At 34.1% G+C, this 15,666-nt stretch carries 15 protein-coding genes; 9 read left to right on the top strand and 6 right to left on the bottom strand.

Annotated features, from left to right (window positions below; all coding sequences use genetic code 11):
• The first annotated feature begins 36 nt into the window (after positions 1-36).
• Positions 37-1,287 carry an anthranilate synthase component I family protein gene (locus ACFOWA_RS02585; RefSeq protein WP_378981484.1) on the top strand — a complete coding sequence of 417 codons (1,251 nt, stop codon included), beginning with the start codon at positions 37-39 and terminating at the stop codon, positions 1,285-1,287.
• 98 nt (positions 1,288-1,385) lie between these two features.
• Here the strand turns inward: ACFOWA_RS02585 and ACFOWA_RS02580 are convergent, their stop codons facing one another.
• The 4 genes from ACFOWA_RS02580 to ACFOWA_RS02565 form a co-directional block, all read right to left on the bottom strand.
• Complete coding sequence (locus tag ACFOWA_RS02580) at positions 1,386-2,192, bottom strand: M48 family metallopeptidase (RefSeq protein ID WP_378981482.1); 807 nt, start codon at positions 2,190-2,192, stop codon at positions 1,386-1,388.
• A 90-nt stretch (positions 2,193-2,282) separates the two neighbouring features.
• Entirely contained in the window at positions 2,283-2,930 is a 648-nt protein-coding gene (gene plsY / locus ACFOWA_RS02575) for a glycerol-3-phosphate 1-O-acyltransferase PlsY (RefSeq protein ID WP_378981480.1), read from the bottom strand.
• Between the two features lie 51 nt (positions 2,931-2,981).
• A complete protein-coding gene (nadC, locus tag ACFOWA_RS02570; RefSeq protein ID WP_378981478.1) occupies positions 2,982-3,824 on the bottom strand; it encodes a carboxylating nicotinate-nucleotide diphosphorylase in 843 nt (280 codons plus the stop codon).
• Between the two features lie 76 nt (positions 3,825-3,900).
• Positions 3,901-4,299, bottom strand: coding sequence for a DUF4783 domain-containing protein (locus tag ACFOWA_RS02565; RefSeq protein ID WP_378981476.1), 399 nt, complete (start codon positions 4,297-4,299; stop codon positions 3,901-3,903).
• 244 nt (positions 4,300-4,543) lie between these two features.
• Between ACFOWA_RS02565 and gpmI the strand changes: the two genes are divergently transcribed.
• Entirely contained in the window at positions 4,544-6,064 is a 1,521-nt protein-coding gene (gene gpmI / locus ACFOWA_RS02560) for a 2,3-bisphosphoglycerate-independent phosphoglycerate mutase (RefSeq protein WP_378981474.1), read from the top strand.
• A complete protein-coding gene (locus tag ACFOWA_RS02555; protein WP_378981472.1) occupies positions 6,064-6,594 on the top strand; it encodes a hypothetical protein in 531 nt (176 codons plus the stop codon). The genes gpmI and ACFOWA_RS02555 overlap by 1 nt, the downstream gene beginning before the upstream one ends.
• A 51-nt stretch (positions 6,595-6,645) precedes the next feature.
• Here ACFOWA_RS02555 and ACFOWA_RS02550 read toward each other — a convergent pair whose 3' ends face one another.
• Entirely contained in the window at positions 6,646-7,269 is a 624-nt protein-coding gene (locus ACFOWA_RS02550) for a tetratricopeptide repeat protein (protein ID WP_378981470.1), read from the bottom strand.
• Positions 7,270-7,600: 331 nt separating this feature from the next.
• On the opposite strand from ACFOWA_RS02550, the gene lon reads away from it, so the two are divergent.
• Positions 7,601-10,072, top strand: a complete 2,472-nt coding sequence (gene lon, locus ACFOWA_RS02545; protein WP_378981468.1) for an endopeptidase La — start codon at positions 7,601-7,603, stop codon at positions 10,070-10,072.
• Between the two features lie 93 nt (positions 10,073-10,165).
• Entirely contained in the window at positions 10,166-11,113 is a 948-nt protein-coding gene (locus ACFOWA_RS02540) for a lipid A deacylase LpxR family protein (RefSeq protein WP_378981466.1), read from the top strand.
• On the opposite strand, the gene arfB is transcribed toward ACFOWA_RS02540, so the two are convergent.
• Positions 11,110-11,520 carry an alternative ribosome rescue aminoacyl-tRNA hydrolase ArfB gene (gene arfB / locus ACFOWA_RS02535; RefSeq protein ID WP_378981464.1) on the bottom strand — a complete coding sequence of 137 codons (411 nt, stop codon included), beginning with the start codon at positions 11,518-11,520 and terminating at the stop codon, positions 11,110-11,112. The genes ACFOWA_RS02540 and arfB overlap by 4 nt on opposite strands.
• Positions 11,521-11,667: 147 nt before the next feature.
• On the opposite strand from arfB, the gene ACFOWA_RS02530 reads away from it, so the two are divergent.
• The 4 genes from ACFOWA_RS02530 (at position 11,668) to ACFOWA_RS02515 (ending at position 15,635) form a co-directional block, all read left to right on the top strand.
• Positions 11,668-12,453 carry a hypothetical protein gene (locus ACFOWA_RS02530; RefSeq protein ID WP_378981462.1) on the top strand — a complete coding sequence of 262 codons (786 nt, stop codon included), beginning with the start codon at positions 11,668-11,670 and terminating at the stop codon, positions 12,451-12,453.
• 61 nt (positions 12,454-12,514) lie between these two features.
• Positions 12,515-13,195 carry a (d)CMP kinase gene (gene cmk, locus ACFOWA_RS02525; protein WP_378981460.1) on the top strand — a complete coding sequence of 227 codons (681 nt, stop codon included), beginning with the start codon at positions 12,515-12,517 and terminating at the stop codon, positions 13,193-13,195.
• A 54-nt stretch (positions 13,196-13,249) separates the two neighbouring features.
• Positions 13,250-14,080 carry a 3-keto-disaccharide hydrolase gene (locus ACFOWA_RS02520; RefSeq protein WP_378981458.1) on the top strand — a complete coding sequence of 277 codons (831 nt, stop codon included), beginning with the start codon at positions 13,250-13,252 and terminating at the stop codon, positions 14,078-14,080.
• A 64-nt stretch (positions 14,081-14,144) separates the two neighbouring features.
• Positions 14,145-15,635, top strand: coding sequence for a TPM domain-containing protein (locus tag ACFOWA_RS02515; protein WP_378981456.1), 1,491 nt, complete (start codon positions 14,145-14,147; stop codon positions 15,633-15,635).
• Positions 15,636-15,666: the final 31 nt, after the last annotated feature.

Here is a 15,666-nt window from a genome sequence, read left to right as displayed (position 1 = left end):
GTTGAGATTTAGGATTAATTTTAACTTTGCTATAGTTTGAAGGCCATACAAAATATTCCTGATTTTAAGCAGAAGGCATTGCATTGGGCAAACCAATTTGATGTATGCTGTTTTCTAGATTCGAACCACTACAAGGATAATTATACAGCTTATGATTTTGTTTTAGCCGTTGGCAGCAAAGCAGAATTAAAATCATCTGTAGGTAATGCCTTCGAAAAATTAAAATCTTTTTTTGAAGAAAATAAACAATGGCTTTTTGGCTTTTTTAGTTATGATTTAAAAAACGAAATTGAAGATTTAAATTCAGAAAATACCGACCGCCTAAGCTTCCCAGATTTATATTTTTTTGTGCCTGAATTCTTACTTGTTTGCAAAGATGGAATGGCAGAAATTTTGATTGGTAATGAGTTAAATCTAAATGAAATCAGCCAATTTGTTATAATCGATGAAGCAATTCAAAAGATAAACATCAACGCAAAAATCAGTAAGGAGAAATACCTTAATAAAGTAACTGCACTAAAAGAGCATATTGCTAGAGGTGATATTTACGAAATAAACTTCTGTCAGGAGTTTTTTGCTGAACATGCAGAAATTGATCCTATACAAACTTATGAAGCACTCAGCGACCTCTCACCTACTCCGTTTGCAGGTTACTTCAAGTTTCACAATCAATATATTTTATCGGCAACACCAGAGCGTTTTCTATGTAAACGTAATAATCGTTTAATCTCTCAACCGATTAAAGGCACGGCAAAGCGAAGTTTCGACCAAGCAAATGATGAAATTATAAAAGCGACATTAAGAAACAGCACCAAAGAGCAAGCTGAAAACGTGATGATTGTTGATTTGGTACGACATGATTTAACAAAATCTGCGGTTAAAGGTTCTGTTAAAGTGGATGAGCTTTTTGGTATTTATACTTTCCCACAAGTTCATCAAATGATATCAACCATAAGTTGCGAATTAAATCCTGCAGTTCATTTTATTGATGCGATAAAAAATGCTTTTCCGATGGGTTCGATGACTGGTGCGCCAAAAGTTAAAGCCATGAAATTGATTGAGAAATTCGAAGAAACTAAAAGAGGTGTTTACTCGGGTTCATTTGGTTGCATAAATCCTAATGGCGATTTCGATTTCAATGTAATCATCCGCAGCATTTTATATAACGCTGAAAACAAATATTTGTCGTTTCAAGTTGGTGGTGCAATTACTTATCAAAGTGAAGCTCAGGCCGAATACGACGAATGCCTATTAAAAGCAAGTGCGATTTTACAGGTTCTTGGATAGCTTTTGCAATTGTCTTTTGAGCTACTCTTTATAATTAAAAAAAAGGCGGAAGGTTTGCTCCATGCAAACCTTCCGCCTTTAAAATTTTAACCTTATGCTTACTTTTTGTAATACTGTTGAGCCTCAGGTAAATATTTTTGTATTTGTGCAATTCTTGTAGCATCACTTGGGTGCGTACTTAAAAATTCTGCAGGTTTTTGTGCTCCAGCTGATGAAGCAGACATTCTTTGCCAAAAACTTGTAGAAGCTGTAGGATTGTATCCTGCCATAGCCATAAAAATTAAACCTAACCTATCAGCTTCTAATTCTTGATTACGAGAATATTTTAACATTGCAATTGGAGCACCTACACCATAAAGTGTGTTAAAAGTAGATTGTGCTCTCGGGTTTTTAGAAAGTGCAACCCCACCTGCGGTAGCAATACCTTGCGAAACCATTTGTTGCGACATACGCTCTGCTGAATGACCTGCGATTGCATGTGCAATTTCATGACCCATTACAGTTGCTAAACCAGCATCATCTTGTGTTACAGGTAAAATACCTGTGTAAACAACAATTTTACCACCTGGCATACACCATGCATTTTTCTCGTTATTTTGCACAACATTAACTTCCCATTTATAATCTTTTATCAAATTACCGTAGTTATTATTGTTCATGTAGGTTTGAACTGCAGTAATTAATCTACTACCAATCGTTTTTACCTTTAAAGCTTGAGCACTTGAAGCTGGTAATACGGTAGCTTTATTTTCTGTTAAAAACTCACCATACGCTTGGAAAGCCATTGGCAAAACTTGATCGTTACTAACCAAATCTAATCTGCTTCTACCAGTTAACGGTACTGTTGAACATGAGTTTAACAAAAGCGTAGCGGCAACAGTAGCCGTTAAAAATAATTTTTTCATAAGTTAATGATAATTGGTTAGAAACATAGTCATAAGCTATACCCTTTAACAGGCAAGCATACAATTTGTTTCAAACATGTGTTTGTTAGTTTAATTAGCCTTTTTCTTAAACAAATACACTTTAGATTCTTTGCCTTTCAGCAATCTTTCGAGATTTTTTTGATGTGTTACCAGAATCAACACGCAAACTACCATGCCGTAAAGCACTTCAGATTTTATTGAAACCTGAAAAAGAAAAACAATACTAAGCGGAAATGTAAATCCGGCGCAGATTGAACTTAAGGAAACGTATTTTGTTAAAAGTAATACCACCACAAAAACCAGAACGCAAAGCATAGATGCTTCAAAGTGAACTGCTAAAATCATTCCAAAAAGTGTTGCAACACCTTTTCCTCCTCTAAAACCTGCAAAAATCGGGAACAAATGCCCTAAAACTGCAGTAACGCCGAGTGCTAATTGATAATTTACAAATTGAGCTGAATTTTGCGGTCCGGTAACAGACATGCCAATTAAGTAAGCAAGATTGGTTGCCGTATAACCTTTAGCAATATCAATAACCATTACGGCTATGCCTGCCTTTTTACCTAAAACACGAAAAGTATTGGTAGCACCTGCATTGCCACTGCCGTATTCTCTAACATCAACACCGTAAAATGCCTGTCCTAACCATACCGCTGTTGGAATTGACCCAAAGAGGTAAGCAATTAATAAGGCCGAGAGAGAATAAACCGTAACCATAGCCTACAATGATACAAAAAATAAGTTTTCCTTTATATATGAAATCACAGATTAATATGCTTTTAAACTCATATCAAGGCTTTTCACAGAGTGTGTAAGTGCTCCCATAGAAATATAATCAACCGCACATGCAGCGTATTCGGCAACATTATCTTCCGTAATACCTCCAGAAGCTTCTGTAATAAAACGCCCGTTAATAAGTTCAACCGCAGCTCTTAAATCGGTATAATTAAAGTTATCAAGCATAATTCTATCTGCTCCTCCTGCCTCTATCACTTGACTTAGTTCATCAATATTCCTAACCTCAATTTCTATTTGCAATGATTTGTTATTATCTGCAAGGTATTTTTTGGCTGCGTTTATAGCGTTACTGATGCCTCCAGCGTAATCAACATGATTATCCTTTATTAAAATCATATCGTACAAACCAATGCGGTGATTTACACCACCACCTATACGTACTGCCCATTTTTCTAAATAACGTAAGCCTGGTGTGGTTTTTCGGGTATCTAAAAGTTTAGTTTTTGTGTTTTTTAAGAGAGCTACAATTCTATTTGTTTTGGTGGCAATACCACTCATCCGTTGCATACAATTTAACACCAAACGCTCGGCAATAAGAATGGAATAGGTACTTCCAGAAACTGTTAATGCAATGTCGCCAACTTTAACATGGTAACCATCATGCATTATCACGTCAACTACCAAAGAACTATCTACCTCAGAAAATATTTCTAAAGCCAATTCTACACCAGCTAAAATTCCATCTTCTTTTATAATGAGCTTTGCCTTTCCTCGTGTTCCAGCCGGTATTGTAGCCAGTGAGGTATGATCACCATCGCCAACATCTTCAGCGAGTGCATTTTTTATAAATTGAGCTATAAGTTGCTTATCCAAAATTTGGTTATTTAAGCCGCAAAAGTAACAATTATTTGTAAGAAGGCGATTTTAAGAATCAGATAAAGATATTAAACTAATCTTTTGCAGGTTCAATTCTAAGTTCGGTAATTAAAAAAGCCGTATTAAACTTTTTCATGGTAATAGAAACCCTGTAAGTTTCTTTTGATGTACTTACCAAAATTACACCAAACCTATAACTCTGACTGTTATTTATTCTATGAAAAATACTTGTTTTAACAGGTTGATTTTTATTAAAAAAATCTTTCAAAATTTGTTCACCCTGTGCTTTAGAATAGACATCTTCTTCATCAATTATAATCAGTTCTATAGTTGGGGCAAAATTTTTAGCAATTTCTTTAGAATTTCCAGCTTTAAAATAAGCAGATAGATCATCAATAATATCGGCCTGCATGGCTAATGAACGGTATATTGGCGTTATAGCTATAAAAAATAAAAACAGGCTTCGGATCATTTCAGCATTATATAACGACCCTATAGCTAAAATTATGCCATTAGCATATCAAAAAATGGTTTTCTTGATTTATATCAGTACCAATAAAGCTATATTTGCTTTATAAGAATTATTAAAACATTGCATTTATCAAAATGTTTTAATTTTGATAAAAATTTTTTGGCATATAAACTAAACATTAACACTCAAAACATTAAATTTTAAATATTTGAGTTTTGCATCACATATAATTGATTAGATAACAATGAGAAATAAAAAAGTCGCCCTCATAATTCTTGATGGTTGGGGTTATGGAAAACATGATAATTCTGATGCAGCTTACGCAGCAAATACGCCATTTTTCGATTCATTACTTCAGAAATATCCAAATTCTAATTTAGAGGCCTCAGGTGAAGCAGTTGGTTTACCAGCCGGACAAATGGGAAATTCAGAAGTTGGGCACATGAATTTAGGTGCTGGTAGAGTTGTTTATCAAGAATTGGGTAGAATTAATAAATCTATTACCGACAGAGAATTGCATAAAAACCCAACTTTATTAGCTGCTTTTGATTATGCAAAACAAAATAATAAATCTGTACATTTTATCGGTTTAGTTTCTAATGGCGGCGTACATGCTCATATAGAGCATTTAAAAGCATTATGCGATGCAGCCAACGAAGCTAACGTACCACATACATTCATACATGCATTTTTGGATGGCCGCGATACGGACCCTAATTCAGGCTTAGGCTTTATTTCGGATTTACAAAATCACATCAAAGATTCTAGTGCAAAATTAGCTACCATGATCGGCAGGTATTATGCTATGGATAGAGATAACCGTTGGGAACGTGTTAAAAAAGCGTATGATGTTATGGTAAATGGCATTGGCGAAAAAACCAATGATGCCTTAGCTTCAATTAAAAAATCTTACGATGATGGCGTAACAGATGAGTTTATAAACCCGATTGTTTTAACACAAGAAAACGGAACACCTGTTGCTACCATTCAAAATGATGATGTTGTTATCTGTTTCAACTTTCGCACCGATAGAGGAAGGGAAATTACAACTGCTTTAACGCAAAAAGATTTTCCAGAACAACAAATGCATAAATTGCCATTGTATTATGTTACTATGACTAACTATGATGAGAGTTTTGAAAACGTAAATGTTGTTTTTACAAAAGATGATTTAACACAAACCTTAGGCGAGGTTTTAGCAGAAAATGGTAAAAACCAAATCCGTATTGCTGAAACTGAAAAATATCCTCACGTTACGTTCTTCTTTTCTGGTGGTAGAGAAAGTGAATTTGCAAATGAAAAGCGGATTTTAATCCCTTCGCCTAAAGTTGCTACATACGATTTACAACCTGAAATGAGTGCAGCAGGAATAACTGATGCAATTACAAAAGAAATGGAAACCGGTTGGGCAGATTTTATTTGTTTAAATTTTGCTAATCCGGATATGGTTGGGCATACCGGCGTTTTCCAAGCGGTAATTAAAGCTGTAGAAACGGCTGATAAATGTGCCGAGATTGTAGTTAACAAAGGTTTAGAAAATGGATATTCATTTATCCTCTTGGCAGATCACGGTAATTCTGAATTTATGGTTAATAACGATGGCTCGCCAAATACAGCTCATACAACCAACCTGGTTCCATGTATATTAATTGATGATGATTATAAAACATTGGCTAATGGTAAACTTGGTGATATTGCTCCAACCATTTTAAAAATTCTTGGTGTATCAATACCTGAAACGATGACAGGTAATGTTTTAATATAATGTATAAAAAAGTAATTGTTTTAGTAGCAGCCTTCGGTTTGTTTTCCTGTAATCAGCGAGAAGAATCGAAAGCAAATACTGATTTGCTGTATTTTGATATTAATGGCTATTTTAAAAAGGAAGCCTCCAGATTAAAAAAAACTAATCCTCAAATTACCAAACAAGTATTTGTGAACAATGCGACTGAAACCAAGACTCAAACCATTAAAGATTGGGATAAAGAACTGGCAATTTTTAGCAGTGCCGATATCAATAAATCATCATGGAGAGGTAGTTTTACTATCGATAGAACGGCAAACAAAGAACATTATACCTCAGCAAGCAAAAAGATTCCAGTAAAAGATGTACTAATTGAAAAGTATAATCAAGAGATTCAAAAAGTTCAGATTATCATTTCAAACAAAAACATTCTATACACTTCAGGTGATACCTTAACATACTATCCAGATAGCTTATACCAGATAAAAAAGCACCAACAGATTAAATTACTTAATGCCAAAAACTATCAGATTAGCGGTAGATTCAAATAAAAAAAGGCTTGAATTTCAAGTTCAAGCCTTTTTTTTAGTAACTGGTTTAGTTCATTTCAAACTAGCAATTTGCGCTTTATCGTAAGCAATCCAGTCTAAAATATCTTTTCTTAAAGGCTGTAAGGTTAACACTTTTTGAAAATCAGCAATCGAATTGTTAAACAATGCAATACAAGCCGCTTTTTCTACCGCTTTTTTGGATTTGAAAGATCTGAAAATGGCATAATCTTTATAAGCTAAACCTCTGTTTTGAAGCATTTGCGTATCTTCTTCTCCGCTTAATTCGCTTGCTTTAGTAAAATCCTTAATTGCAGCAGTGTAAAAGTTATCACGCAAAGCGTTTAAAGATTGTTTTGGATCGTTAGCCACATTTAACCTAGCTTTTCCACGGTAGTAGTAAGCAGAAATTTCACCTGGTTTTAAAACAATTAAACGACTGTAAGTAGTAATCGAATTTTCGTAATCTCCATTTTGGTAATAAGAATAACCAAGCATTTTTAAAACATTGGCATTGTTTCCATCTTTGGCATCGGCTTTTTCGAGTTGGGTTACTGCGGTTTTATAATCCCCTTTAACCATGGCATCCATAATTTTTTTATCGTTGCCATTTTGCGCATAACTACTGCTAGATGATAATATGATTAAACCTAAAACGGTCTGTTTAAAATAATTCATGTACTGTTAATAAGTTAACAAATCTAAATTTTATTTCAAATGAATGAATAAAATATCGACGCAATATAATTCAATTCTTAGAAAATAAAGCGGTTTAATTTTTTTACATTCACTAAATCTATTACACAATACCTAAACGCTTAATTTCTAATTATATGATATTTGGCCTAAAATTGATTATTCCTGCCTTTTTTTCATAACATTTCGTTCATTTTAAAATAACATTACCATAAAGCAACTTTGGCACAAGAGTTGAATTTAATATGGATAACACCAAAACACACAAATTACCTGCGGCAAAACTGTCAGTTTGTCGTTATATTATATAAGAATGAGTAAACAAGATATATTTGATTTTAATAACGCGATGCCAATTATAAACGAGGATACTGAATTTTTCCCACTCATGTCTCAACAAGATGAGGAAGAAATGAACAATGAGGATACTCCTGAAATATTAGCAATACTACCTTTGCGTAATACGGTACTATTTCCGGGTGTAGTGATACCGATAACAGTTGGTAGGGATAAATCGATAAAGCTAATTAAAGAAGCTTACAAAGGAAATAAAATCATAGGTGTGGTTTCTCAAAAAGATGTATCTATTGAAGATCCTACTTTTGAGCAGCTTAATACGGTTGGTACTGTTGCAAATATTATTAAATTGCTTCAAATGCCAGATGGTAATACTACCGTTATAATTCAGGGCAAGCAACGTTTTAGTTTATTGGAAGAGGTTCAAAACGAACCTTATATCAAAGCATCGGTAAAAAAATTCGAAGAGCAGAAAACAAAAACCGATAAAGAATTTAAGGCACTTATTGCCTCAATTCGGGAAATGTCTTCTCAAATTATACAACTTTCCCCAAATATCCCAACTGAAGCCAGCATTGCTTTAAAAAACATCGAAAGCAATTCATTTCTGATCAACTTCATATCATCAAATATGAATGCCGAAATGTCTGATAAACAAAAAATCCTGGAAATGGATAATTTGCTTGAGCGGGCTCAGAAAGTAATGGAATTATTGATGGTTGAACTGCAAATGTTGGAGTTGAGAAATCAAATTCAATCTAAAGTTCGTACTGATTTGGATAAGCAGCAGCGTGATTATTTCTTAAACCAGCAATTAAAAACCATACAGGAAGAGCTAGGTGGTAATTCGGCCGATATAGAATTTGATGCCTTGCAAGAAAGAGCTAAAAAGAAAAAATGGACTAAAGAAGTTTATGCCCATTTTGATAAAGAGCTTGATAAATTAGGTCGTATGAACCCTGCGGCACCTGATTATTCTATACAACTTAATTACCTAGAATTACTTTTAGATTTGCCTTGGAGTGAATTTACTAAAGATAACTTCGATTTAAAACGAGCACAAAGGGTTTTAGATAAAGACCATTTTGGGCTTGAAAAAGTTAAACAACGCATTATCGAATATTTAGCGGTATTGAAACTAAAACGGAATATGAAGGCACCAATTCTTTGTTTGGTTGGCCCTCCGGGAGTTGGTAAAACATCTTTAGGAAAATCGATAGCTAAAGCTTTAGGACGCAAATATGTACGAATGGCTTTGGGTGGTATTCGCGATGAAGCTGAAATTCGTGGTCACCGCAAAACCTATATTGGTGCAATGCCTGGTCGTATAATATCATCCATTAAAAAAGCCGGAGCAGATAATCCTGTTTTTGTTTTAGATGAAATTGATAAAGTTGGTACAGATCACCGTGGCGACCCTTCATCAGCCTTGCTTGAAGTTTTAGATCCTGAACAGAATAATGCTTTCTACGATCACTACGTAGAAATGGATTATGATTTATCAAACATACTTTTTATAGCAACAGCCAATTCTTTAAGCACCATACAACCTGCTTTGTTAGATCGTATGGAGATAATTGAAGTTAATGGTTACACCATTGAAGAGAAAATAGAAATTGCTAAGAAATTTTTGTTGCCTAAGCAAAAAGAAAATCATGGTTTAAAACTAAAAGACATTGTTTTAAAGCCTGCGCTAATCGAAAAAGTTATAGAAGATTACACTCGCGAAAGTGGTGTACGTGGCTTAGAGAAAAAAGTTGGTTCACTTGTTCGTGGTGTTGCGACAAAAATAGCAATGGAAGAGGAATACAACGTTACTTTAACTAATGATGATGTAGAGCGGATTTTAGGCGCACCAATTTATGACAAAGATTTATATGAAGGAAATGAAGTTGCCGGCGTTGTAACAGGTTTAGCCTGGACAAGCGTAGGTGGCGATATTCTTTTCATCGAATCTAGTTTAAGTCCAGGTAAAGGTAAATTAACGTTAACCGGTAACCTTGGCGATGTAATGAAGGAATCAGCCGTTATTGCCCTAGCCTATTTACGTGCTCATGCAAATGAATTTGGAATTGATTATACATTGTTTGATAATTGGGATGTCCATGTGCACGTACCTGCTGGTGCAACACCAAAAGATGGACCTTCGGCCGGTGTAACTATGCTTACAGCTTTAACTTCGGCTTTTACCCAACGAAAAGTTAAGCAACATTTAGCAATGACGGGCGAAATTACTTTACGTGGCAAGGTATTACCAGTAGGTGGAATTAAAGAGAAAATACTAGCTGCGAAAAGAGCAAATATTAAAGAAATTATACTTTGCAAAAGCAACAGGAAGGATATTTTAGAAATTAAAGAAAGTTATATAAAAGACTTAACCTTTCATTATGTTTCGGAGATGAGTGAAGTTATTGAACTTGCGTTATTAAAAAACAAAGTAAAAAAGCCAATTGATTTAACTCTTAAAATAGCTCCAATCGTTAACTAGTTTGTAATATTTTAAATTATTTTAATCTGCAGATTAATTAATTGGCAAACAATAGATACTTTTATAGTCCCGATAAATCATCGGGACTTTTTTATGAAACCGATTTTAACCTTTCTTATACTACTGTTCATTTGCGGAACCTTAAAGGCTCAAAATTTTATAAGTGAGTTCGGTTTTAAAACGGAAAACGATGCTTATTTAGCAACTCTAAATGATAGATATTATACCAATGGATTATTTATCTATTATCGCAAAGCTTTAAAACCTGACAATTTAAGGGAAAACGTAGAGAAAAAAACTTACGAAATTTCTGTTGGACAAAAAATATTTACACCATACTGGGGTCAGGTTGCCAAAAAAGAAGACCAAGACAGGCCTTTTGCAGGTTATTTATATGGTGGTGCAGCATATTCTGTTTTTTACAAAAAAGAAAGTGTTTTAAAGACAAGCGTAGAACTAGGAGCTGTAGGGCCAAACTCTTTAGCAGAAGATGCGCAAAAATTTCTACATAAAACGGTAGGATTTTACACGCCATCAGGGTGGGAATACCAAATTAAAAATGAAGTTGCGGTAAACGTATCTGGCAATTACAGCAGTCTTATTCATCGTTCAGAAGATAATGCTGTAGATTTTAGCGGGCAAGGTTATGCAAATTTAGGAACAACACTTAATGGTGTTGGAGCATCAATTTTGTTTAGAGCCGGTAGATTAAATCAATTATTTAATAGTGCATATCATAATGCAGTTATTGGCGATGCTAAAACAAAAAGCTTAAATTCTTCGGAGTTTTTCTTCTATGCAAAACCTCAACTAAATGTTGTTGCTTATGATGCAACCATTCAAGGCAGTCTTTTTAACAATGATAGTCCGGTAACTTTCGGCATAAAACCAGTTGTTTTCGAACAGCAATTTGGCGTAAATTATAGTTCAAAAAGATTTACTATCGATTTTAATATCATATTTAAAACCAAAGAAGTTAAAAGCGATGCAAAAGCTCAAAACTATGGTGGCTTGAGCTTGTACTACAGATTCGGAAGTTAGTCTAAATTTGGATTTTTCCTGGCTTCCTTTTTAAAAGCATTTACATTTTTATTTTTCAACCTTTGCTCTACAACCGATTTTGGAATTTTTGTGGGTTTCCGTTTCTTTTGTACTTGAAGAGATTTTTTTATTAGTTCAATTAGCTTTGCAATAGTTTTTTCTTTATTTAAAAGCTGACTTCTATCTTCTTGCGAAACGATGTGCAAAAGTCCTTCCGAATCTATCCTCTTTTCCAGCTTCATTTTTATGATACTTTTTTCCTCCTCAGTTAAAAATTCCGCATCATCAATATTTATAATGAGTTCTACCTTGCTTGATACTTTATTAACATTTTGCCCACCTTTGCCCCCACTTCTTGATGTTTTAAAACTTACAGATTTTAGTATCTCCTCTTTATTCGGTACCATTATTATTCAATTTTAGCTCAAATATATTTTAAAACTTAACATATAAAGTGTTAAAATAAACATTTCATTTTACGTAATTTTGTTTATTCGTTGATAAATTTTATCTTCAAAAAATCATTCTAAATAAGCGCAAAGCTAAAACGTCCCATGACTCTAAAATCCTTCGGTCAGAAAGCTAACTACTTTCTCCGCACACTTTTATTTTGCATCATTTGTTTCATATTTACCTTCCTGTTATTTTGGACATTTTGCTATTCATTACATATTTTTTATCTGTTTGTTTTAGCATTAGTTGTAGCAGCTGTCGCATTCGTACGCAAAAAAAATCGGAAGTTTATTACAATAACCCTATGCATAGCAATTTTAATATTTTTACTTTCTACACCATATAACTTAAGGCAATACAACCAACACTCTGAGGCTTACCAGGCTCAAATTAATAACGGTTATCATTTAAAATTAAGAGAGAAATTAGGCATTTATGGTACGTTATTAATTATAACCGTTGGTGATTTCATTCCTTTCCCGGAAGCTAGCAAGCAAAATTTTTATTTGTTATTTCCAAAAGAAAATAAAACAAGGGTATTTTACGATAATGACTTTTTAGGCGCACCCGATATTCAAAAAATGCTACATCTAAAAGGAAAAAATGAAGTTGCCTGGAATAAATGGGGCGAACGATTTAATGGAAATTTTAGATTTGCAGCAGCTTTTGACCCATGTACCCTAGAAATTACTAACGATGGCGACCATAAAAAAGCAACATTGGTAACCTATTTTCACTATCGCCAAAACTACACTACCCATAACGCCAATCATTATCTATACGGTTTATTTGCCTTTAGAATAGATGAAGGGCTATTTTGGTACTTGCAGCATGAAGGCTGGCTTCATCCTTACACCTCTGTTTGGATAGCCAGATTTGATAAATAATTGTATCACTACTTTTTAAAAAATGCATCATTCTGTTTGTATTTTTTAACTTTGTGGCAGAATGAAAAAAAACCTAGTTGTAGCAATAGATGGCTATTCATCGTGTGGAAAAAGTACATTAGCTAAGGCATTGGCTAAAAAATTAGCTTTTATTTATGTTGATAGCGGTGCTATGTACCGAGCGGTTACGCTGTTTTTCCTTAGAAATAATGTTGATATAACCGATGATGCAAAAGTTATCGATGCATTGCAACACATTGAACTGAATTTTCATTCGAGAGATTACGAATCGCATATCACTTTAAATGGCGAAGAAGTTTCTGATGAAATTCGCTTAATGCCGGTATCAGAAAATGTAAGTGAGGTTTCTGCCCATAAAATTGTTCGCCATGAAATGGTTAAACAACAGCAGCGAATGGGGAAATCTAAAAACATTGTTATGGATGGGCGTGATATTGGCACCACTGTTTTTCCTGATGCGCCCATTAAGTTATTTATGACTGCCGACCCAAAAATTAGAGCCGAACGCCGATTTAAAGAGTTACAAAGCAAAGGCAATGATGAAACAACTTTAGAAGAAGTTTTCGAAAATTTAGCACACCGCGACTATGCTGATACAACTAGAAAAGAGAGTCCGCTGGTAAGAGCAGATGATGCCATAATTTTAGACAACACAAACCTTACACCACAAGAACAACTTGATTTTGCTCTACAACGTGTTGAACCATTATTAGCTAAATAATAAATAAGGTTTAACAAAAATTCATACTTTAGGATAAAATATATCGCTAAAGTTATGAGATTTAAACAAATCACTTTCCTTATTATAGTCTGTGCAATAACATCCTTAAATGCAAATGCACAAAAAGACTGGATTAATCTATTTAATGGTAAGGATTTAAAAGATTGGACTATTAAAATTTCAAAGCACAACTTAAACGATAATTACGCCAATACTTTTAGTGTTAAAAATGGCTTAATGAAAGTTAGCTATGATGGCTATGGAGCTTTCGACCAGCAGTACGGGCACATTTTTTATAAAAAAGCATTTTCTGCCTACTTACTAAAAGTTACTTATCGTTTTATTGGCCAGCAAGCCAATGGTGGCGAAGGTTGGGCTTTAAGAAATAGCGGCGCAATGTTGCATTCTCAGGATCCGAAAACGATGTTAAAAGATCAAGATTTTCCTATTTCTGTTGAAGCACAAATATTAGGTGGAGATGGTGAACACGAGCGCCATACCAGCAATGTATGCACTCCAGGTACAAATATTTTCTTTAACGGAAAGCTTTTTACGCAACATTGTTTAGATTCTAAATCAAAAACATATGCCGGCGACCAATGGGTAACGGCACAATTTTTAGTTCTAGGCGATTCGGTTATTAAACATATTATTGATGGTGAAGTTGTCTTAGAATATACCAAACCGCAAATGGGTGGTGGTAATGTTTCAAATTTTGATGCTAAAGTCAAAATTGATGGAAAACCACTAACCGCTGGCTATATTGCATTGCAAAGTGAGAGCCATCCGATAGAATTCAAAACCGTGCAATTGTATAATCTTGAGCCATTTATAAAAAACAAAAGTAAACTCGATAAGGTTGTGGAGAAAATATTGAAACAGTAAGTTCACATTCCTATTGGTTTTTAGAGTGACATCGGCATTAATAATAAATTAAATCGCTCTTAATATGCTCAAATACCATTTATTTAAACTTTTAGCTCTATTTATATTTTTATCGAGTTCAGTAGTAGCTCAAAAAGCATACAAAATTAACGAAATTCCAGATCCTAAAAACAATGGCGGTGGTTGGATAAGCAATCCAGATGGTATTTTAAGCGATGGGGATGTAGCCTCAATCAATGCGTCTATATCCGAATTAGAAATCAAAACCAATGTTCAAGTTGCTGTAGTTATCGTTAATGATTTCGAGCAGGATAAAGAAGATTTTGATTTTGCTTACGAACTTTTTAACACTTGGGGAATAGGGCAAAAAACAAGTAACAATGGCTTACTTTTATTTATTGCTAAAGACAGAAGAAAATATCGCTTTATTACCGGAACAGGCGTTGAAGGTGTTTTGCCAGATGTTAAGCTGAAACACATTGCCGAGCAAAATCTAGTGCCTGCTTTTAGGGAGAATGACTTTGGCAATGGAATCATCAATACAATTGATGCTATTGGCGTAATTGTTATAAACCCCGAAAATAAATCTGAACTCAATCAATTTTTTACTCAAAAAGAAAACAATAACAACTTAGAAAGATTTTGGGTCCCATTGGTTGTTGTAATCTTGGGCTTCTTCGGAGTTTTTAAGTTGGTTAATAAACAAGAAAAAAAAGTTGCTAAGCCAAAAGCTAGTGGCAATACCAAATTTGAAAAAACCCTTTCCAATGGCTGTGCTGGTTTTTTTATCTTTAGTTTTATCAGCATATTTCTACTGATATTTTTTAATGGATTTAATTTATTTAAGAAAATAGAATTAGTTTATATCCCTATCATTTTATATTGCATTCTAGCCATCGGCTTGTTCTTTCGCTATTTGTATTATATAGCTACTTTAAGAAATGCACACAATGATGATGAAAACTTTTTTCAAGCGGTAACATCATTTAATAAAAAGAATTTTTGGCTAATTATCTTTTCTCCCTTGATTTTATTCGTACTCATTTCTTATCTATTTAAAAGTGCAAAAAATATTGATAGATTTAAACCAATCCTGGATAGTAAAAACAGGGAAATGACTCGCGTTGATAGAGATGTGAATGTAGAAGGGAAACCTTTTTTAAGTGATGGACAACGAGCCGAAGAAGTAGCACAAGTTTACGATTATGACATTTGGTTAAGTACAGACCAAAAGGAACATATAATTAAACAGTGGCCCGCCGAAGAATATGAAGATTATACCGAATGCCCCAAATGCAATTTCAGAACCTATAAACTAAATAAAGTAATTACCGTAACAACCGCTACCTACAGCAGATCAGGTAAAGCAAAACAAATAAATGAATGCAGCTGCTGCAAAAATGTGGAGTTTATTAAATGGATAGCATTGCCGATGTTAGTCGAATCGAGTTCTTCATCTGGCTCCTCTTCTTCAAGCAGTAGCTCTTCCTCATCATCAAGCAGTAGTTGGGGCGGTGGTAGTAGCAGTGGTGGCGGTACAGGTGGAAGCTGGTGATAACAAGTATTTATATTTAAGCTAGATTTTT

This window comes from Pedobacter lithocola (assembly GCF_042650845.1).
Classification (GTDB): Bacteria; Bacteroidota; Bacteroidia; order Sphingobacteriales; family Sphingobacteriaceae; genus Pedobacter; species Pedobacter lithocola.
Note: the sequence above shows the minus strand (reverse complement) of the source record. Positions and strands in the feature narration are given on the sequence as shown.